A 20,394-nucleotide genomic window follows, 5' to 3' on the forward strand; every position below is an offset into this window, starting at 1 on the left:
AGACCCTTGGGATGTGTTACACTGTGGAGAGGATTCCAAAAATTTCAAACTATTAAAGAAATATATAACATCAATACTTATGGGTAATCAGTAGGACTTAAGTCCCTCGCTAGGGATAAGATAAGTAGGCAAGGAGCTTAGCAATGTAAACTAAACCGCATTATGTGGCTCACAAATCACGGTTTTAAATTCACGCTTCTGCTAACCCTTTCTTTCTATTAGCTGGTGACTTAAGTCACCAGCTAATAGAAAGAAAGGGTCTTTTTACAGATTTTAATTCAATACTAAGCATGAAATTTATTGCCATATTTCTTCTTTTTATATCCTTCAACATTTTTGCTCAATCAGCATTTAAAGCTGAGTTGATAAAAAGTGAGTTTGTATTTGATATTCCCCCTACGCCTGCTTGCCATGCCTCTACGATTGTTGAATTATCGAACAATACCTTTATGGCATCATGGTTTGGTGGTAAATACGAAAGTAGCCCCGACGTTGGTATCTGGATAGCTATCAATGAAAAAGGACAGTGGAAACAACCTAAGATGTTGGTAGATGGCGTGGTGAATGATACGCTCAGATTCCCGTGTTGGAATCCTGTGTTGTTCAAAACAAAAGCTGGTAAGCTCTTGCTTTTTTATAAAGTTGGTAAAAATCCACGGGAATGGTGGGGTATGAAAATATCATCTGACGATGATGGAAAGCACTGGAGTAAACCCGAAAAATTACCCAACGGTATATTAGGTCCCATCAAAAACAAACCGTTTCAATTAGCCAATGGCGAGATTCTGTATCCATCAAGTACTGAAAGCTTAGATGAAAAAGTATGGAATATTCACCTTGAAAAGTCGGATAAAAATGCTAGTAAATTTCAGAAAATTAATATTGATTGCGATACATTTGGGGTAATTCAACCAAGTATTTTGCAATATTCTGGTAAGAGACTTCAATTACTTTGTCGTTCTCGCCAAAATGCTGTGGTTCAAACATGGTCGGAAGATAATGGAAAAACGTGGTCGCCCCTTAGTTTGACGACAATCCCCAACCCCAATTCGGGAACAGATGCCACAACCCTCAAAAATGGATTGCAAGTGTTGGTGTATAATCCTTTAAAAAAGGGAGCAAATTGGTTCAATGGTCGGTATAAACTCAATGTTGCGGTTTCAAAAAATGGCACCGACTGGCATGATGTTTATACCTTAGAAGACCAAAAAGAAGGAGAATTTAGCTATCCAGCTATTATTCAAAGTAGCGACGGATTGATACATATCACCTATACTGCCAACCGTAAAAACATCAAACATATCGTATTAAAAGTACAATAGTGCCTAAAAACAAAAAAGGGGGTGCTAAAACCTGCACCACCTTTTTACGATTAACGACGTCTTCCACCGCCTCCGCCTCCGAAACTTCTCATTCCGCCTCCACTAAAACCTCTATTTTGGAAACCGCCATTTCCGCCATAGTCTGGTCTGTAGCTTACGCCTCCACGGTTGTATCCCCCATTATTACCATTGTATGAGCGGAAATAGTTATTACGACTACCAGCCATCATACCATTATTATAACGTGGATGATTTATTGCTACAGAACGATAATAATTACCAAAGTGATTATATAAATAAGGATAATTCATATAATATCCTCCGTTATAAAACCAGTTTGAAAAACCATAGGTAGGAAAAGCACTAAAGCCAAAACCACCAAAGCCGTAAGACAAACCAAAACTGCCCCAATAAGCACTAGGATACCAAAGTGGTGAACCATACCAATAAGGATAACCAAACCAATATGAATATGGATTAGCATAACCATAATTGTAGTTGTTGCCATAAGCTATTTGTCCGTTGGGCAAAATATAGCCATTGGTTTTGGCAAAATCTTTAGCGGCTTGGTTTAACTCCTGCTGTGCTTGTGGATTATTGCCCAACTCTTTTTTATAAGTAGCCATCTGGGTCTGATTCTGTATCATCAAACTATCGTGCCAGCTAGCTAATTGGGTAGTCAAACCGTCTTTGTCAGCAACATATTGCTGTCCTAGTTTAGTAGTCAAGTCGATGTTGTCTGTCAACAATAACAACACGTCTGGATACTGCACCAACTTTTTAAAAGCATCTTGTGTTGGCACATCCAAAGGTTGAATGGCCTTTGCAAAGCTATTCTGTGCTTGTTGATTCAGATTATCAGCTTGAACCAAATCATCATGATGGTGACGATACAAACGCCAAGCGGCTGTTTGTAGGTTTTCATCATTGTTAGGCAACAGTTTATTAATATCATCCTTGCTTTGGCCTGATGGCAATGTTGCCAACGTGTGGGTCAATTCAGGAAAACGGGTTAGTTCATAAAACCAGCCTTGTTTTTTCTGGCTAAAGTCACTAATCAAGGCTTGGAAAGCTCCCTGTGTCTGATTTTTTTCTTGCTGTAATTGCGTAAGCGTTTGTGGATATTGGCTAACTAATAAAATAGCCTGACGAACATCTGCATTATAGGATGCGATTGAATTTTGCAATCCCTTATCTGTTTCCAATTGGTTGGTTTGGCTAAAAGCATTGATGTTTACAAAAAGTAAAGTAGTCATCAATAAAATTGTAGAAAGAACCCCGTTGATTTTTGTGATTCTTTTTGTGGCAATGCCCTCAACAATCATGTTAGTTTTCATTTCTTCAGTGATTAAAATATTTGCTTTAAATTGAAACTGAGAACCCTTTTCCAAAGCCTGTGTATAGCGTATCATCAAGAACGTATATTATACGACTGACAGGCGTGTGTTCAAGAAAAAGAGAATTAAATTTTAATTTAAAAGGACAAGTATTTCCAAGAATGAAAAAGAATAAATAAATGAGGGAATTTGTGATTATTTACATCTAAAACGGATGTTAAAGTAGCTTTATTTTGAACAAACAATAATAATTTATTAGCACGACTCCAAAGCAAACCGCTATCAAGGTCATTTGCTTGGTGTTGAGAAAGCTTATCTCCTTCCTCTAAACCATCATTAGGAATTGATTTTAATAAAGTATTTTGATTTTGTAAATGGTTCGCACCAGCTGCTCGATTACTTTTTTCAGATTTCAATACCAAGCCATTGTGGTGGGTAGGCATCTTTGCTAAGATTAACCATACACTACTAAACAGTAATAATGACCATATGAATCTTTTTAGTAACATGACGTTCGTGCAATGCGTAATATAAAATAGTAATCTACTTTAACCTATTTTATCACTTCGACTATCTGATTCTACAAAGGTTTAATCTTATGTAAAAAAATAATAAAATTTTAATAAAATCAGTTAATAAGATGACAATGATCAATAGTAGATTATTGTAGTTTATCAACAATATCACTATTTACTAATCTCAACTTATCAATAAAACAACATGCATTCAAACCAAGCCATTGTTACATTTTTCCAAATAGTCATTAACTTAACCTGTTGTATTTTCTAAGTAAATTCTAATATTAGATTAAGCTATGGTTAAGTTATGAGTTTCAATTTTGAATTATCAAACCGTTCGTTATCGCTGTTTTGATGATTTTCCAACCTAAAACTCATATATTATGGATACACAAGCAGTTCAGAAAATACTTGTTCCAATTGACTTTAGTGAATCTTCAATGAATGCGCTTCATACCGCTATTGGAATGGCCAAACGTCAGCATGCACAATTGATTTTACTGCATGTAGTAAATATTAGTCCTTTGGTTAATAACAAGGACGACGGCACTATGATTAGTGACTCAAACCTGCAAACACTTCTTGATACTCACCAAACTAATCTTAGAAAACTTGCTGATAAAATTACTAATGAAGAGTTTATCGATTGCCGAGCCATTATCAGAACGGGATGGGTTTGTCCAGAAATAGTAAGAGCCACAGTTGATTTTTATGCCGACTTGATTGTAATGGGAAAACATGGCGTATCAGGCACTAAAGAATTCATGATGGGCTCAAATGCCTTTAATGTACTGAAAAATGCCTATTGTCCCGTGTTGCTAGTTCCGTCTCATCGACGATTTGAAGCCTTCAAAACCATTGTTTATCCTATCAGACCTGTTGAAGGAGCCATCCAAAAATATAGCATGGCACGAAATTTATTGAGAGAAAATGACGCCGAATTGATAGTCGTCGGGCTCTTGGAAAATGGCGAAAAAGCAAGTTTTGAAATGCTAAGTCAGGAAACTTTCAAACTCGATAAAAAATTAAAGGAGGATAACCTAAAATCACAAACTGGTTTTTATTACTGCGATTCAGTAGTAGCAAAAGTGCTTGAAAAAACCACTGATTTTATGGCTGACTTGCTGATTATTACCGCATCGATAGACCACCACATTCAGGATTATTACGTTGGTCCTTTTGTTCAGCAGATAGTCCATTATGCCAGAGTACCTGTTTTATCTATCAGACCCAAACCAGCCGATGCTTTTGTGGTAAAGTCGATTAATGAAGATGAAGAAAACAGTGAATACCCCTACCCTGTGCAAATGTTAGGGATAATTTAACAAAACAACTACAAGAACCATATCGTCAAATTATTCAATTAATCGGTTTAATATTTTCACCTTAATTTTTTAAATCATGGAAAATCTAATAATCAAAAAAATCCTAGTGCCTATTGATTACAGCAATTTATCATTAAATGCCTTAGATTATGCTGTACACATGAGTCAAGATTATGAATCTACTATCCATCTACTACACGTCATTGACCCTGATACGTATTTAACTATTTCCGAACATGGTGTAGAGTTGGATTTGACCAGAGAGAACGTTATCCAACGAGAAAACAGAAAATTAGCCAAATTGGCTGAATCTGTTACATCCAAACATCCTATTACGGTGATTCCGATGTGTGTCGTGGGGAGTGTAGTTAGCGAGATTATTAAAATAGCGGAATATCATGCCGTAGATATGATTGTAATGGGAACGCATGGTATTTCGGGCTTTAAATCATTTTTTATGGGAACAAATGCTTTTGATGTAAGCAAAAAAGCCTCTTGTCCTGTTCTTACCATACCAAACGAGAAGAAATGGAAGAATTTCGAGAAAGTGTTGTTCCCTGTAAGAACCATTCCGAATGCCTTGCATAAATATGAATTCGCTAGAAAAATCATCACAAAACATCAGTCTGAACTCATTATTTTAGCTTTATTAGACGACGACAGCAGTAAGAAATCAAACTATTTAGACCAAGAGTTGAAGGCCTTGAACGAAAAACTGGTTGAAGATAATATCAAAGGCTATTCTATCTTTACTTATACTGATTCCGTAGCCCATGCGGCCTTGCGAAAATCAGATGAATTAGATATTGATTTGATGATTATCACTGCCGATTTTAGCTATTCAATTGAAGACTACTTCGTTGGTCCTTTTGCCCAACAGGTGCTGAATCATGCCAAAATTCCAGTGTTGTCTGTCAGACCACAAGAGGAACCTGCAAAAGCTGAAAAAACATTAACTGATGAAACCGTGAGTAGTAATTAGATTTTTGTAATACCTCTTTGAAAACAATCTCATGCAAGCAACTCAGGACTTTCATCAAAAAGTCATTTCAAATTCGCCTCAAGGGGATTCCCCTCACGGGTATTCTTGGGCTTGGTTTTGGTTTTCTACCACCATAATTGCTTTGGTAAGTACTATTAGCATTTATTACTGGAAAGATTACCAAAACCAAGTAGCTCAGGAAATATTGGTGTTTGATACCAACAAAGACATTAATCAGAAAGAACAACAAATATTAAAAACCCTTTGTAAGCCCTTGCTGTGGTCTATCCAAACCAACATGATGAAAAAGGACTTAAAAAGGATTAATGGATTTGTCCATAATATTGTTCAAATGAATCATTTCTCTAATATCAACATCGTAGATACTGAAGGGAAGATTCTGGTGGCTAGCAACAAAAACTATGAAAACACTTCGGCGTTGGCACTGTATGCCTCGCCGTTGTTTGTACAGGATTCTATCGTTGTTTTACAAAAAACCAATAAGGTTTGGGTAGTGGCAGCTCCTATCAAAAACATAGAAAGAAGGATTGGGACACTCTTTTTTGATTATTCTCCCAATACTTCTACGAGTATTAAGTAGCGATAGCGTTAATAGCCCCGTGCCAGATTCGCTATATTTACTAAGGCTTCGCCACATTCAAACCTTGACAGGTTCTCAAGAAAAAACTTAATTTTATCAATATTCTCATTCGCCCATCCGCCAGAGGTATGCTGTGTTAATAACACATTGTGCATTTGCCAAAGCAGGTGGTCGTCTGGAAGTGGCTCTGTGGCTGTCACATCCAATACAGCTCCGTAAAGCTGATTATTCAATAACATTTCTATCAAAGCCTGCTCGTCCACTGCCGAACCTCTGCCTACATTTACAAACAAAGCAGTGCATTTTAGTAGGTGCAAACGTTCTTTGTTAAACAAACCAATGGTTTCGGGCGTTTCGGGCAAAGTAGCTACTACAATATCAGTCGTTGGCAAATGTTCTTCTAGTTGTGTAATCGTTTTAGAGTCCAAAACGGTGGTTTTACAGTTAAACCCTGTCAGTAAATCTCTTACTTTTAGTCCGATTGCACCAGCCCCAAGCACTAATACTTTGGCATTATTTAATAGATGCAAGGTAGAACGCAAAGGCGTACCTACCCACTTTGTCTGCATTTGTAGTTGGGTTAAATGGTTGACACCACGGTACATCGCTAAAATACCTGCCACCGCCGTTTCCGCTACCGACTGCCCGAAGAAGCCCTTTAGGTTGGTTATTTTAAAGGTATGGTCGGTTAATTGCTGATAAGGGTCTAGTCCCGCAGAATGCAGTTGTAGCCATTTCAATTGGGTAGTTTTCTGAGCCCATGCCAGCGGCACATTGCCAAAGCAAATACTTGCACTCAAGAACTCCTCCTCTCTTTTTTCAGCGGGAATCTCTTCTCCTATAACAATTTTATATTTCTCCGATAATTGTTCTTTGATAAGCAAAGCTTCGTTTTCTTCAAATTTGGTATGAATATATATTTTCATGTTGAATTGATTGTTTTTAAGAAAATCTCATTTGTTGTGGTATCCGCCCCTACTATTTTCTGGAACAGTTTTTTAAATACTAATTTTGTTGAGTAAGCTTTGACAACTTTTGAAAGTTGTCAAAGCTTACGAAGTTATTTGTTGGCATTGATTTAATAATATGCTTTTATTTCTAGCGAGGAGCTTAAGTCCTATTGATTAGTAATAAGTTTATAAATTTCTAATAATTAGATACTTATCCCTAGGGAGGGACTTAAGTCCCTCCCTAGGGATAAGGTCTTCAAAGCCTGGTTTTAAAGGTCATTTTAACCAATTTTATCAATAATCACATCTTCCATTTTAACTTTTTAAAAGATGTGGGTAATGACTAGGACTTAAGTCGCTCGCTAGAAATATAACGTTAAATAATCGTCATTATGTATGCCTTCGTTATTTTATGGTATTCTGTCAGTTTTCCAATAAAAAACTGCTAGTATGGCAAATCAACAATGGTGTTCTGCCATTATGGCACAAAAAAAGGGTTAAAAAGGTACTGGCATTAAGATTGTTGAAAGTAAGGAAATCTCTATCTGTTTATGTAATGATTGAATAGCACAAAACATATTTAGAGTAACAAAAATAGGCAAACATTCTTGTAAGCCTCTTTATAGTAAAAATAAAAAATCTTATTCATATACTTAATTAATATTAACAATGGGAAAAATTATCGGTATTGACTTAGGAACAACCAACTCTTGCGTAGCTGTAATGGAAGGTAACGAGCCAGTCGTAATCGCTAACTCAGAAGGTCGTCGTACTACACCTTCAATCGTTGCCTTCTTAGATAATGGTAACGGTGAACGTAAAGTCGGAGACGCTGCCAAACGTCAGGCTATCACTAATCCTAAAAACACAGTTTCTTCTATCAAACGTTTCATGGGTAAACGTTATTCAGAAGTTGGTAGTGAATTAAAAACGATTGCATACACTGTAGAACAAGGTTCAAACGATACGCCACGTGTACGCATCGGTGACCGTTTGTACACACCTCAAGAAATTTCTGCTCAGATTCTGACTAAAATGAAACAAACTGCCGAAGATTATTTAGGGCAGACTGTTACAGAAGCAGTTATTACAGTACCTGCTTATTTTAACGATGCAGAGCGTCAGGCGACTAAAGAAGCAGGACAAATTGCAGGTTTAGAAGTTAAACGTATCATCAACGAGCCAACGGCAGCAGCCTTAGCTTACGGTCTTGACAAAGGCGGTAAAGATATGAAAATCGCTGTATTCGACTTAGGTGGTGGTACTTTCGATATATCAGTATTAGAATTAGGTGATGGCGTATTTGAAGTAAAATCTACTGACGGTGATACACACTTAGGTGGTGACGACTTCGACCAAGTAATCATCGAATGGTTAGCAAACGAATTTAAAAACGACGAAGGTGTTGATTTGCGTAAAGATGCAATGGCACTTCAACGTTTGAAAGAAGCAGCTGAAAAAGCAAAAGTAGAATTATCATCTAGTGCATCTACTGAAATCAACTTGCCATATATCTTCCCTGTGGACGGTATGCCTAAACACTTAGTACGTACTTTATCTCGTGCTAAATTTGAGCAATTGGCAGATTCTTTAATCCAAAGAATGCTTGAGCCTTGTAAGCGTGCGATGAAAAATTCGAGCTTTTCAAACGCTGATATCGACGAAGTAATCTTGGTTGGTGGTTCAACGCGTATTCCAAGAGTAGTAGAAGAAGTTGAGAAATTCTTTGGTAAAAAACCTTCTAAAGGTGTTAACCCTGACGAAGCTGTAGCGATTGGTGCAGCAGTTCAAGGTGGTGTATTGACAGGTGAAGTGAAAGACGTATTATTGTTAGACGTTATTCCTTTGTCGTTAGGTATCGAAACAATGGGTGGCGTGTTCACTAAATTAATCGAAGCCAACACTACGATTCCTACGAAGAAATCTGAAACATTCTCGACTGCGTCAGACAACCAACCTTCAGTAGAATTGAACGTATTGCAAGGAGAACGTCCGTTAGCAACTCAGAACCGTTCATTAGGACGTTTCCACTTAGACGGTATTCCACCAGCACCACGTGGCGTTCCACAAGTAGAAGTTACTTTCGACATCGATGCCAATGGTATCCTTCACGTATCTGCAAAAGACAAAGGAACAGGCAAAGAAAGCAATATCCGTATTGAGGCATCAAGCGGTTTGACTGATGCTGAAATCGAAAAAATGCGTCAAGAAGCGAAAGCTAACGAAGCAGAAGATAAAGCTGAACGTGAAAAAATTGAAAAAATCAACCAAGCTGATTCATTGATTTTCCAAACAGAAAAACAATTGAAAGAATACGGTGATAAATTATCAGCAGGTAATAAATCAGCGATTGAAGATGCTTTAGGTGAATTAAGAACAGCACACGGTTCACGTGATGTAGCTTCTATTGATTCATCACTTGAAAAATTGAACAACGCTTGGGCAGCAGCTTCGCAAGAAATGTATGCACAAGGTAGCCCAGAGGGAGCACAACCAACAGGAGATGCAGGACAACAAACTGCTGATTCAGGTTCTTCTTCACAAGCAGAAGATGTTCCTTTTGAAGAAGTGAAATAAGTAGCTTTAGGCTGTAAGCTGAAATATTTAAGAGTACCATAAAATCTTTAATCGTATTTTGATTGGGTTTTGTGGTACTTTTTTTGGTTAATCAATCTAAAATTATGATTGTTTAGCGGAATGAAAATTTAAATTATTAGGGTATATTGTGGTTATATACTTGTTATTAGCAGCCTTAAAATACAACATGGACAAATTGATATATTATCCGAGCTTTGAGCCAAAAGATATAGATTGGTTGAAATATGCTCTTATCTACATTGACCAATTCTCTCCAATAATTCCAGATAGAGGAAGAAATACCTTGTCTGATGATTTTAAGAAAATTGAAAATGGTACAGACCTTATAATAGTGCACAAGCCAGAATGGTGGCAAGGAGACAATGCAGCCACAAAAGCATTAAAAGAAATTGAATTTATTGAATCTCATCCCGAACAATTTCGAGACAAACTTCAAGCTGTTAATATTAATAGAACTTGGAAAGATTCCAAAAACTGGAAGTTTAAACTATACGAAGAGAAGTTTAATACAACATTTAAATATGAATGTATAGAAAAAGGACTTGGTGAAGAATGTAATGGAGGAATATTAATTTCAGAAGAATTGGCTAACCTTTACATGACATTTCTTGCTGAAGAGATAGCATTTGAGAAAGTTGGAAACCCAATAACTGATTCTACTAAATATGACCAACTATCAAGTTATTTAAGAGCAAGAAATCCTAAAAAAGAGACCCTATTAAACACCGCAAAGATAGTTGTAAATAAAAAACTTCCAGAAAATATTGAAAATATTGACTTGAAGAAATTTATTGAATTTAGACAAGAAAGTGGGATTAAAGAATTGAGACAATCATTTAATCAATCTCTATTAAAATTTTACGAATCCTTAGAAAGTGACTTTAACCCACAGAAGTACATTAATGATTTAGAAGGATTCAATAAGGAATTAATAAAGGAAATAGGACTGTTTTTTGGAGGTTATATATCAACAACTCTTGGAGCAGATATATTATTAAATAATCTCGAAAAACTTGAAGCAATTAAACAAATAATTGAAGGAAGCATTTTGACAATTACAGGAAAATGTGCCATTAATAAAGCGTGGTCAGATGGAAGAGAAAAACGACACGCAAGAAAATTCCTTAGCAAAATAAAACAAATTGGATAGAAAGGTAGCACTAACTAGCGAAAGTGTTAAGCAAAGCGTCACTTGTGCTAAACTTTAATTCAGTTTGAAACTGATGTAGATAAATATTCAAGATTTCCTAAATCTCCCTTTTTACTATCTTGGTATTGTAAAATGGGAGATTTTTGTTGAATGTGATTTGAAAAGATTTCAAATTACTTTAGTTTTACTGTATGGATACATTATACACTGACGACCAAATATTTATTCCAATCATTTCTGATTATGGCTTTAAGGCAACCTTTGGGAATGAAACTAATACGCTTTTTCTACGGAAAGCCCTACAAGCACTTATCAAAACAGAAACGCCTATTAAAGAAGTAAAATTTGATAAAAATACCTTCGAAGGACTTACTCAAGATAGTAGAAGTGGCGTTTATGATTTAGCCTGTACTGATGAAAATGACAATCATTTTATTGTAGAAATGCAATATGGAGAAGAGCCATATTTTGTCCAACGAATGAAATTCTACTCTTTGCACAAATTCAATGCAATGGTAAAAAAAGGTAAATTTGATTATGGTACACTTACTAAAATTTACTGCGTTGCTATTTTGGCAAATACAATTTTACCTTACAAGCAATATCATACACTTGCTAATCTTAGAAATGAGCTAGGTGAACTTTTTGATGAGCAAATGACGTTTGTTACAATAGAATTGAATAAATTTGAATTACAAGAAGCTGATTGTCAAACAGATTTAGAAAAACTGATTTATACGATGAAAACGATACATACTGTTACTCAACCAATACAGTTTCCACAATTTTGGAATGAAGAATGGCTAAAAGTCGCCATAGATGAATTAGATAGTCGTAAAATGACCCCAGATGAAAGGGCTTCATTTGAGATGGTGGTAGCTCGTAATGCTGAGGCTGTGAAAGCTGAAAATAAAAAAATTGCGGAAATACGATTAGCTGATAAAGTTCACATTGTACAAAACCTCTTGTCTCAAACTGACTTTGACTTAGAAAAAATAGCTAAGATTGCAGATGTTACTTTAGACTTCGTAAAAAACATTCAACAAAAACTTAATTCTGAAAAGTAATTTTGTAAATAAATTGAATCTCCCACTCACGCTGTTCGAGATGTTCCAAAGGATAATCTCGAACTATTGATAAAAAGGACTTCTAGTCCGCTAAAACTACTCATTAGCACAAGCAAGTGACAAGCCAACCATCGTTTGTGCTAAATTTTACTACAGTTTGAAATTGAAGTAAGTAAATATTAAGCTTTCCTAAATCTCTCATTTTACTATTGTTGATATAATAGTAAAATGAGAGATTTTTATTGCGATTTATTGAAATATTTTTAGTTTTGAATATGGAAAAGAAATCTACAAGACAAGAAGGTAATCAGTACGATAAAATCGTAAAGGAGAATATTGAAAGCATCATACCTGCTTTAATGAATAGTGTTTTGGGTTTTAAGGTTAGTAAAGCAGAAGTGATAAAAGAAAAGCTACACGCTGTTCGAGATGTTCCAAAGGGCATCTCGAACTATTGATAAAAAGGACTTCTAGTCCGCTAAAACTTACCAACACGCTGTTCGAGATGTTCCAAAGGGCATCTCGGGGACGCCAAGTCGAACTATTGATAAAAAGGACTTCTAGTCCGCTAAAAATTACCCACTAGCACAAGCAAGTGTTTAAATATTAAAAGTACCATAAAATCTTTAATCGTATTTGATGGGGTTTTGTGGTACTTTTTTTTTTGCTTTTGGATTTTATCTTTCTTGGGTAAAAATATTATATTGCGATTATCCTGTCATTAGGATGGATAAACGCAATATGAATTTAAATTATTAGGGTATATTACGGATATATACTCACTGGTGGGCATTCGATAAAACACCTTATGGACAATAAAGAACAACTTTTTGACAGGCTTAAAGCGAACGGGCTAGATCACTTTTTTGACAAATTAGAGCCTTTTGTTAAAAATACAATCAGACTTTATCCTAAACCTTGTAACGAAGAAGACATTCAAGTAGGACAATCTAAAATCGGTGGTCAACCAGATTTGCCTTCAAGTCTTTATTGGGTTACCGAAACTAACACTATAAAGAAAAAGAAGTTTTGGTTTTTTGGAAAAGAAACCGAACAAATTATTACAAAACCACTTTCATTTATTGCACAAATAAACTTATCAGAGATTGCACAGTTTGACATTGAAAACCTTTTACCTCAAAATGGAATGCTTTATTTTTTCTATGCAAGTGAGCAAGATGCTTGGGGGTTCGACTTCAATGAAAAAAATAAATTCAAAATTTTGTACTTCGATGGAGACTTGACAACATTAAAACGAATTGAATTCCCAGCTGATTTAAAAAATTCAAGATTTAAACCTTCTTCGTTAAATGTCAAACAAGAAATCAGTTTACCTTCTTACAATCATAATTTATATGATGATTTAAATTTTACTGATGATGAGATTGACAAGTTTTACAATAAAGTATATGAAGATGGAATTCTAAATAAATTGCTTGGTTATGCCGACAATATTCAAAACGAAATGGAATTGGAATGTGAACTTGTCACTAATGGACTTTATTGTGGCGACCAGACAGGTTATAATGACCCAAAAGCAAAAGCACTTGAACCAAATGCAATAAATTGGCGACTGCTTTTACAAATAGACAGTAATCAGGAAAATGAAATGATGTGGGGTGACTGTGGAAGACTTTACTTTTGGATTAAAAAAAACGATTTAAAAAACAAACAATTTGACAACTCCTGGTTTATTTTACAATGTAGTTAAATCGGGTTCACACTGTTCGAGATGTTCTAAAGGGCATCTCGGGGACGCCAAGTCGAACTATTGATAAAAAGGACTTCTAGGCCGCTAAAAATTACCCACTAGCACAAACCGTTACTTGTAATATAAAATGACACCTAAAACAATTTACATACTTATTATTTTAATCTTGACAACTTCGTTATGTTCATTTGGACAAAGGATAACTAATGATGAATTGCTGACAATTTTAGACATCAACTCTTTTAGAGTTCCATCATTTCCTAAAAAACAGTGGACAATTGAAATTATTAATGACACGCTTCAAAAGCGCAAGATCATAAGTATTAACAAAGTATTATCTTCGAAGACTAACTCACTTATTGCTGTTAAGTTTGACAATGACACAACAATTTCATTTACACTAATTCAAAATAAATATACAAGCAGTAGCGGGACAATACCTTTACAAAACAGCAGGTATGAAATAACGTGGAACAAATTTCCAGAACGACTTTATAAAAATGCTTTTGTTATTGCAACAATTAATTATGAACAAAAGGACGATAATTCTATACTAAATTTGACGCAGCTTTTAATCATTCAACTTATTGACGAACTTAAATTATGACGAGTAAAAATTTAAGGCAACCTTTGGTAACTTACTCAAGATAGTAGAAGTGACGTTAAATAATAAGCTTTAGTACTTACTTTAGCTAAACTAAAATAATCAACACCGATACGAGCAGACCCAATGCTAATTCCCTATCTACATAAAGCTATACTCGTTAGCAGTAATTGTATGCGTACATCCCTAATCATCATAACACTCATATTGACATCCTGCTCTTTCCGACAAGACAGTCAAAAATCTGACAACAAAAAAATGAATTTTACGGAAGCAGACATTTTGCATAAGCTTGATTTAGCATTTAATGGACAACCTGCTGATGATTATCCAGTAGGAACTAATGGTTATATCAAGTATAATTTTTTTTTTGATCTAGAGCATGGTTATTGCAAAACAGCAGGCAACAAAATTCATTTATATGCAGACTCTACAAGATGGGCAATTGTATTTGAAAAATGTGGTTACCAAAATCGTGCAAATAATGCAGAAATCGAACTTGACTATGTTGGGAATTGTATCAACTATGCTATTGACAAATATCCCGAAGGGAGTTACATCACAAATGCACGCAATATTGTTTTAATAACATCCCAGGAATATGAAAGGATAACAAACAAGGAAGATTTTGAATTAATTAGCCCAACTGCAAGCGAATTGACTATTCACGGGCAGAAAGTTGCAATTGACCATGACACAAAAAAATATTTGGCATTGGGAATTAAACCAAGGGACTACGATAATCCCAAAAATCTCATTGGCTATAGTGACATTATTAGATTTTTCAGCGACAATAACCCTGAATTAGTTAGTGCAACCGAAGACGAAATCAAACAACACATTCCACATGATATTCCGAAACTTATGACACTTGACAGATTTCACTTTATAAGTACTAATGACAAAAGCACCCTACCAAGTAGCCAAGAGACATATCAATTAATCGCAAAAGTTTTAGTGACAAGAAACATAACTTGTTGGAAACCTACACTCAAACCCAACAACCATTGGACAAATTGGGAATCGGGTGACTTATAAACCTACCTCCACCTACATGGACTTTGTGTTATATTATTCATGCTGTTCGAGATGTTCTAAAGGACATCTCGAACTATACAATAAAAAGGATTTCCAATCCGCTAAAACTTACTCTTACTAACCTAATTCACTTTTAAACTGAATTAGATAAATATACAAGATTTTCCAAATCTCTCCTTTTGCCATCTACTATGGTGAAAGGAGAGATTTTTTATTTAATGTGATTTGAAAACCCTTTAAAATATTTTAGTTTTACTTGATGGATATACATTTTTTTACCCCCATTGTTTTGCCTCTATCCTGAAAAACAACATCAACAATAAAATATAATAATCTAAAACATACAAATGAAACAAAAAGAACTAACAGAATTAACAGACGAAGAATTATTACAAGTAGCAAAAAAAATGAAATCAACTGCTATCATTAATGCGCTATTAATTGGGATTCTGATAGGGATTGTCATTTTCAGCATTGCTAAAAATGGTTTAGGATTTTTTATTTTAATCCCTTTGTTTTTTGCGTATAGATTGGCTAATAATTCCAAATACGATAATAAAGAATTAGAAAATATTTTAAAAGAACGAAACTTGAAATAATCTCAATTAGCGTAAATTTCAACTATAGCATCACTTGCGCAAACGTATGAAGAATGAACATTTAGACCATCCTGGTCAGGCTACCTATACCAACGTACAAGAACCTTTATTGAAAAGAGTTGATAGAAAATATGCCGCAGAGGAGTTTCTTAACCTGATTGGCTATGAGAGAGGTTTTTTGTTTACTGTTCGTGAATTGTTGCTACGACCCAATAAACTAATTCATCATTATCTCAGTACAGATAGAAATGCTTGTACGAAACCTGTAACTTTTTTGTTTCTATGTTCAGTTATTTATAGCCTGATTACGAGCTACTTAGAGGTTGATGTATTCAGTGAAGAACAACTTCAAAAACAATATGGAGCTTCAAGTGTAAATAACGTTATGCTCTGGGTTCAAAACAATTATGGATATGCCAATATCTTGATGTTGTTATTTATTGCATTTTGGACAAAGATTTTTTTCAAAAAATATTCGTACAATATTTATGAAATCGGCGTTTTGTTATGTTTTATCATGGGCGAAGGTATGTTATGGCTTTCGATACACCCTATTGTTGGCAAATTTGTAACCAACGCTATTCTTGATATAGTTATTTTTAGTATTATAATGATATATATCTCTTGGGCTATTGGTCAGTTTTTTGGTGGAGGCTTCAAAAATTACTTAAAGGCTCTTTTTGCCTATTTATTAGGTTTTTTCTCATTTGAAATCCTAGCAATACTAATAGGGATAGCCATTGATTTGATAACTAAAAAAATATAAAGTCATTGCTATTTTTAAACTAGATAATATGTAATTCGAGTTTAGGTCAATTATTCCCTCAAAACGCAAAAATGATAGAAAGTAACACAAGCATACTTGATAAGACCGATGTGCTAGATAATGGTCCCTTTTATCACGGAACGAAAGCAGATTTGCAAGTTGGCGATTTGCTGACGGCAGGGTTTAGGTCGAATTACAAACCTGAAATCATCATGAACCATATTTATTTTACAGCTTTAGTGAATGGGGCGGGGCTTGCCGCAACGTTAGCCAAAGGTGATGGTTTCGAACGTGTTTACATCGTTGAACCGATGGGAAGTTTTGAAAATGACCCTAATGTTACCGATAAAAAATTTCCGGGCAATCCTACTCGCTCCTATCGTAGTCAAGCATCATTGAAAGTTGTTGGTGAAGTAACCGATTGGGTGAGACTAACCCCTGAAGATCTCGAACAATGGCGTGAAAGATTAGCAAACATTGAAGCCAATCCGAATGCTGTGATTATCAATTAATGGCTAAAATGTCTATTTACACGACTAATATAAGAGTCAAGCAATAGTATATTGGCTTAAAGTACCATAAAATCTTTAATCATATCTGATGGATTTTATGGTGCTTTTTTTTGCTTTAGTATTTTATCTATCTTAGCTTAGACAAAAAATAAAACTGCTCGAATTTTATGGCAATTATCTTAAGATAAACGAGAGTAGCCGCATGAATTTTAACATATACAAAAATGACAACAACACTTATTGAAAACAAAATTTCCAAAGACAAAAATGTTCTTGTCGTTCTGACAGACAGTAAAGATAAATCCGACGAGTTTGATTATCTAATAGCAAATTTTTGTGGTATAGTTGTGGAAAAATTATCTGATATTCAACACCCTTTAAGCAATAAACAGATTTATGTATGTGGGGATATAAGCAAGCTTACAGATGAACATGACACTTTATATATCATCAGAGAACTTTCTAGTAACTACGAAAATAGTAATAAAAAAAACATTCATGTAATAGCCCTTGGTCAAGTGCCTGTTATCATCAGTAATGCTGGAGTCTATTTTAGAGATTTGTTCAATGAAAGTGATTATTTTAATAAGATTAAGTCAGAACATACATTTCAGGAATTAACAGAGTCGAACAAGGAAGCGAAGGCTTTTAGAAAAGGAATCTATTTAACTGAAGTATTGAAAGAAGACACTGAAGATAACAATGAAATACTACATTATCGCCTTTTGAGATGTTCTAGTAATTTAACAGGACCTACTGATAATTTTCGTGATACCGATTATCATATAATCAATACATTAAATAATGCTGTTCAATATATTTTTGAACAAGAAACAAGGCTGAATCATGTATTAGCACAGATTTATGAAAACAAAAAGTCAGATGACAGTACAAAAGAATTAAAATCAAGAATCAAAGCACATTCTGATAAAACGAAGGATATGCCCAAAGAGGGTATTATTGCGTTCTGTACTTTTTATGACAAAGCTAACTTTGACCAATTAAAACCTTCGGAAACGGATAAATATGATTGGTGTTATAAAAAAACTAGTGCCCTAACTAAGCTACATTTTAAGTTAAAAAGTACTATCAATGATGATACTTTAGAAAAAGAATTTAGCGTTACATTATATCCCAATTCTGCTTTTTTGATTCCGCTTTCTACAAACAGATTATATACCCATGAAATCAGACCTTCTGTATTAAATATTGATAGGATACCTGTTAGAATGGGGTATGTAGTACGTTGCTCAAATTTGGAATCGTTGTATATGAACAACCAAACTTACATCAAAGAAAATGGTACATTGGTCAAACTAGCACTGATGATTCCTGAAGACATGGAAAATTTGCGTAATTCGTATTATGAGGAAAATAAAACAGAGAAAATCGTTGATTACGGAAAAATTCACTTTAGCATGAATTTAGGCGATTATGAAAAACCAATATTCTAACCTTAACAAGTACACAAATAATGAATAGCTTGGGATTTTATAAGATTACGCTTCCATTGGAAAGAGACTTATTTAATGAATTATTTAATTCGATTGATTTTGAAGACATCGCTAAAGGTAGAATTGGAAATCACCTAGTCAATATAGGAGATGATGGCATACCGATAGTAAGAACGACTACGAAATATAATATACCTGCTCATAATTTTTCTGCTATTCACCATATGCTAATAGAGGAGATAAATAGCACAATTCAAACCAATTATATAGATAACCATTTTCCAGCAATGCATTTTAACAATGCTTTGATAGAAATATATGACCGAGATTATACCAAAATGGGTTATCATTCAGACCAATGTTTGGATTTGGATCCTCGCTCCTACATTGGACTTTTTTCTTGCTATGAACGACCAGATGAATTATCTGAACAATTTTTAAGGAAGCTTAAAATCAAAGACAAAACAACACAGGAGGAATTTGAGATTCCCCTAACGCATAATTCTGTTATCTTATTTTCATTACAAACTAATGCTAAGTTCCTCCATAAGATTGTATTAGAATCAAGCACGAACCAGAAAATATTGGAGCCTGATAATAAATGGTTAGGTATTACATTTCGGAAATCAAAAACATTTATTCATTTTAAGGATGGCTTACCTTATTTTTCAAATGGAGAATTATTAGCATTAGCTGATGACAATCAACAAACTGCATTTTATAAAATTAGAGGGCAGGAAAATAATGATATGGACTTCAATTATCCAACAATCGCCTACACTCTGAGTGTAGGTGATACCATAATCCCAAAAGATTTTTATAGATAATATTATGATTTTATGCTTTGATACTTATTATTTTGACAATAAGGCAAAAACGGTTTGTATCGCTTTTGAAAGTTGGGAAAACGATGAAAACTATCAAGTAACTACTGAAATACTAGAAGGTATTGAGGAATATCAATCAGGAGAATTCTACAAAAGAGAATTACCTTGTATTATGAGTTTACTTGAAAAGATTCAACTCGAAAATATTGAAACAATTATAGTAGATAGTTTTGTGTTTTTGGACGATAATCAAAAGCTTGGTTTGGGCGGACATTTATATAGGGAATTAGGTTCGACGATTCCAATTATTGGAGTTGCGAAGACAAACTTTGCCACCATAGAAAAAAACAAAAGGCCACTTTTGAGAGGGACAAGTATTAAGCCTCTTTACATAACATCTATCGGTATTGACCTTGACAAAGCGACAGAACTAATAAAAAATATGAGTGGTCCGAATAGAATTCCTACTTTATTGAAAACGTTAGATACATTAACAAAGGAAAGAGACGATAGATAGTTAAAAAGTATTTTTCTCATTAACACTTTATTTATCATCAAACTATTAATTATTACCCACTTAAAAAATTATTATTCTTTTGCTATTGATCCTAGTATCGTTAGAGATAACTCTAATCAAGGCAGAAAAAATAAATTTTATAATTTGTAAAATTTAAAATGACAATATATATATTTGACAAATAATGTCAAATAATATTATTCATATGGAAACGGTCGGACAAATTATAAGAGCAAAGAGAGAAAGTTTAGGTTTACTACTTCGACAAGTAGCATCTTATCTCGACATTGACCAAGCAATTTTAAGTAAAATTGAGCGCAACGAACGTAAGCCGACCAAGGAAAATATAATGAAACTTGCAGAAATTCTTAAACTTGACAAAGAAGATTTATGGGTTCAATTTATGAGCGAAAAGATTGCTTATGAAATCGCAAATGAAGACTGTGCAGGAAAAGTATTGAAAGCTGCCGAACAAAAAGTAAAGTATTTAAAATCCAACCTTATAAAAAGTTAAAC

The 20,394-nt window shown here is 34.4% G+C and carries 20 protein-coding genes; 17 read left to right on the forward strand and 3 right to left on the reverse strand.

Translation table 11 applies throughout. From position 1 onward, the window contains the following. The first annotated feature begins 290 nt into the window (after positions 1-290). Positions 291-1,322, forward strand: a complete 1,032-nt coding sequence (locus VB264_RS18560) for a sialidase family protein (protein ID WP_323251742.1) — start codon at positions 291-293, stop codon at positions 1,320-1,322. Between the two features lie 50 nt (positions 1,323-1,372). On the opposite strand, the gene VB264_RS18565 is transcribed toward VB264_RS18560, so the two are convergent. Continuing rightward, on the reverse strand, positions 1,373-2,734 hold the full coding sequence (locus tag VB264_RS18565) for a hypothetical protein (RefSeq protein WP_323251744.1): 1,362 nt from the start codon (positions 2,732-2,734) through the stop codon (positions 1,373-1,375). Between the two features lie 62 nt (positions 2,735-2,796). After that, the gene (locus VB264_RS18570) at positions 2,797-3,102 is read right to left on the reverse strand and encodes a hypothetical protein (RefSeq protein ID WP_323251746.1); all 306 of its coding nucleotides are present in this window, start codon (positions 3,100-3,102) and stop codon (positions 2,797-2,799) included. 458 nt (positions 3,103-3,560) lie between these two features. Here VB264_RS18570 and VB264_RS18575 point away from each other — a divergent pair, with 458 nt between their 5' ends. From VB264_RS18575 to VB264_RS18585, 3 genes are all read left to right on the forward strand, one after another. After that, complete coding sequence (locus VB264_RS18575) at positions 3,561-4,502, forward strand: universal stress protein (protein WP_323251748.1); 942 nt, start codon at positions 3,561-3,563, stop codon at positions 4,500-4,502. 76 nt (positions 4,503-4,578) lie between these two features. Continuing rightward, on the forward strand, positions 4,579-5,484 hold the full coding sequence (locus VB264_RS18580) for a universal stress protein (RefSeq protein ID WP_323251750.1): 906 nt from the start codon (positions 4,579-4,581) through the stop codon (positions 5,482-5,484). A 31-nt stretch (positions 5,485-5,515) separates the two neighbouring features. Continuing rightward, the gene (locus VB264_RS18585; protein ID WP_323251752.1) at positions 5,516-6,085 is read left to right on the forward strand and encodes a hypothetical protein; all 570 of its coding nucleotides are present in this window, start codon (positions 5,516-5,518) and stop codon (positions 6,083-6,085) included. Positions 6,086-6,093: 8 nt separating this feature from the next. Here the strand turns inward: VB264_RS18585 and VB264_RS18590 are convergent, their stop codons facing one another. Beyond that, positions 6,094-7,011 carry a D-2-hydroxyacid dehydrogenase gene (locus VB264_RS18590; protein WP_323251753.1) on the reverse strand — a complete coding sequence of 306 codons (918 nt, stop codon included), beginning with the start codon at positions 7,009-7,011 and terminating at the stop codon, positions 6,094-6,096. 693 nt (positions 7,012-7,704) lie between these two features. On the opposite strand from VB264_RS18590, the gene dnaK reads away from it, so the two are divergent. The 13 genes from dnaK (at position 7,705) to VB264_RS18655 (ending at position 20,392) form a co-directional block, all read left to right on the forward strand. Then, the gene (gene dnaK / locus VB264_RS18595; RefSeq protein ID WP_323251755.1) at positions 7,705-9,612 is read left to right on the forward strand and encodes a molecular chaperone DnaK; all 1,908 of its coding nucleotides are present in this window, start codon (positions 7,705-7,707) and stop codon (positions 9,610-9,612) included. A gap of 187 nt (positions 9,613-9,799) precedes the next feature. Then, complete coding sequence (locus VB264_RS18600) at positions 9,800-10,783, forward strand: hypothetical protein (RefSeq protein ID WP_323251757.1); 984 nt, start codon at positions 9,800-9,802, stop codon at positions 10,781-10,783. 191 nt (positions 10,784-10,974) lie between these two features. Beyond that, positions 10,975-11,850, forward strand: a complete 876-nt coding sequence (locus VB264_RS18605; RefSeq protein WP_323251759.1) for an Rpn family recombination-promoting nuclease/putative transposase — start codon at positions 10,975-10,977, stop codon at positions 11,848-11,850. 275 nt (positions 11,851-12,125) lie between these two features. Next, positions 12,126-12,308, forward strand: a complete 183-nt coding sequence (locus VB264_RS18610; protein ID WP_323251761.1) for a hypothetical protein — start codon at positions 12,126-12,128, stop codon at positions 12,306-12,308. Between the two features lie 350 nt (positions 12,309-12,658). Further along, complete coding sequence (locus tag VB264_RS18615; RefSeq protein ID WP_323251763.1) at positions 12,659-13,561, forward strand: YwqG family protein; 903 nt, start codon at positions 12,659-12,661, stop codon at positions 13,559-13,561. A gap of 862 nt (positions 13,562-14,423) precedes the next feature. Beyond that, positions 14,424-15,203, forward strand: coding sequence for a DUF7003 family protein (locus VB264_RS18620; protein ID WP_323251765.1), 780 nt, complete (start codon positions 14,424-14,426; stop codon positions 15,201-15,203). Positions 15,204-15,550: 347 nt separating this feature from the next. Continuing rightward, positions 15,551-15,802: an FUSC family protein gene (locus VB264_RS18625; RefSeq protein WP_323251767.1), complete on the forward strand. Its 252-nt coding sequence runs from the start codon at positions 15,551-15,553 to the stop codon at positions 15,800-15,802. A 46-nt stretch (positions 15,803-15,848) separates the two neighbouring features. Beyond that, on the forward strand, positions 15,849-16,568 hold the full coding sequence (locus VB264_RS18630; RefSeq protein ID WP_323251769.1) for a DUF3667 domain-containing protein: 720 nt from the start codon (positions 15,849-15,851) through the stop codon (positions 16,566-16,568). Between the two features lie 71 nt (positions 16,569-16,639). After that, positions 16,640-17,080, forward strand: a complete 441-nt coding sequence (arr, locus tag VB264_RS18635; protein WP_323251771.1) for an NAD(+)--rifampin ADP-ribosyltransferase — start codon at positions 16,640-16,642, stop codon at positions 17,078-17,080. A 224-nt stretch (positions 17,081-17,304) separates the two neighbouring features. Continuing rightward, the gene (locus VB264_RS18640; protein ID WP_323251772.1) at positions 17,305-18,534 is read left to right on the forward strand and encodes a hypothetical protein; all 1,230 of its coding nucleotides are present in this window, start codon (positions 17,305-17,307) and stop codon (positions 18,532-18,534) included. A gap of 20 nt (positions 18,535-18,554) precedes the next feature. Then, a complete protein-coding gene (locus VB264_RS18645; protein WP_323251774.1) occupies positions 18,555-19,361 on the forward strand; it encodes an alpha-ketoglutarate-dependent dioxygenase AlkB in 807 nt (268 codons plus the stop codon). A 4-nt stretch (positions 19,362-19,365) separates the two neighbouring features. Beyond that, positions 19,366-19,878, forward strand: coding sequence for an endonuclease V (locus VB264_RS18650; protein WP_323251776.1), 513 nt, complete (start codon positions 19,366-19,368; stop codon positions 19,876-19,878). A 184-nt stretch (positions 19,879-20,062) separates the two neighbouring features. Continuing rightward, a complete protein-coding gene (locus VB264_RS18655; RefSeq protein WP_323251778.1) occupies positions 20,063-20,392 on the forward strand; it encodes a helix-turn-helix domain-containing protein in 330 nt (109 codons plus the stop codon). Positions 20,393-20,394: the final 2 nt, after the last annotated feature.

This window comes from Arcicella aquatica, assembly GCF_034928825.1.
In the GTDB taxonomy this organism is placed as follows: Bacteria; Bacteroidota; Bacteroidia; order Cytophagales; family Spirosomataceae; genus Arcicella; species Arcicella aquatica.

Coding starts and splice junctions, on each gene's coding strand:
- VB264_RS18560 (WP_323251742.1), top strand. CDS start 291: ATGAAATTTATTGCCATATTTCTTCTTTTTATATCCTTCAACATTTTT.
- VB264_RS18615 (WP_323251763.1), top strand. CDS start 12,659: ATGGACAATAAAGAACAACTTTTTGACAGGCTTAAAGCGAACGGGCTA.
- VB264_RS18570 (WP_323251746.1), bottom strand. CDS start 3,102: ATGCCTACCCACCACAATGGCTTGGTATTGAAATCTGAAAAAAGTAAT.
- VB264_RS18585 (WP_323251752.1), top strand. CDS start 5,516: ATGCAAGCAACTCAGGACTTTCATCAAAAAGTCATTTCAAATTCGCCT.
- arr (WP_323251771.1), top strand. CDS start 16,640: ATGATAGAAAGTAACACAAGCATACTTGATAAGACCGATGTGCTAGAT.
- VB264_RS18625 (WP_323251767.1), top strand. CDS start 15,551: ATGAAACAAAAAGAACTAACAGAATTAACAGACGAAGAATTATTACAA.
- VB264_RS18645 (WP_323251774.1), top strand. CDS start 18,555: ATGAATAGCTTGGGATTTTATAAGATTACGCTTCCATTGGAAAGAGAC.
- VB264_RS18630 (WP_323251769.1), top strand. CDS start 15,849: ATGAAGAATGAACATTTAGACCATCCTGGTCAGGCTACCTATACCAAC.
- VB264_RS18600 (WP_323251757.1), top strand. CDS start 9,800: ATGGACAAATTGATATATTATCCGAGCTTTGAGCCAAAAGATATAGAT.
- VB264_RS18575 (WP_323251748.1), top strand. CDS start 3,561: ATGGATACACAAGCAGTTCAGAAAATACTTGTTCCAATTGACTTTAGT.
- VB264_RS18640 (WP_323251772.1), top strand. CDS start 17,305: ATGACAACAACACTTATTGAAAACAAAATTTCCAAAGACAAAAATGTT.
- VB264_RS18620 (WP_323251765.1), top strand. CDS start 14,424: ATGAATTTTACGGAAGCAGACATTTTGCATAAGCTTGATTTAGCATTT.
- VB264_RS18565 (WP_323251744.1), bottom strand. CDS start 2,734: ATGATACGCTATACACAGGCTTTGGAAAAGGGTTCTCAGTTTCAATTT.
- VB264_RS18650 (WP_323251776.1), top strand. CDS start 19,366: ATGATTTTATGCTTTGATACTTATTATTTTGACAATAAGGCAAAAACG.
- VB264_RS18605 (WP_323251759.1), top strand. CDS start 10,975: ATGGATACATTATACACTGACGACCAAATATTTATTCCAATCATTTCT.
- VB264_RS18610 (WP_323251761.1), top strand. CDS start 12,126: ATGGAAAAGAAATCTACAAGACAAGAAGGTAATCAGTACGATAAAATC.
- VB264_RS18655 (WP_323251778.1), top strand. CDS start 20,063: ATGTCAAATAATATTATTCATATGGAAACGGTCGGACAAATTATAAGA.
- VB264_RS18590 (WP_323251753.1), bottom strand. CDS start 7,011: ATGAAAATATATATTCATACCAAATTTGAAGAAAACGAAGCTTTGCTT.
- dnaK (WP_323251755.1), top strand. CDS start 7,705: ATGGGAAAAATTATCGGTATTGACTTAGGAACAACCAACTCTTGCGTA.
- VB264_RS18580 (WP_323251750.1), top strand. CDS start 4,579: ATGGAAAATCTAATAATCAAAAAAATCCTAGTGCCTATTGATTACAGC.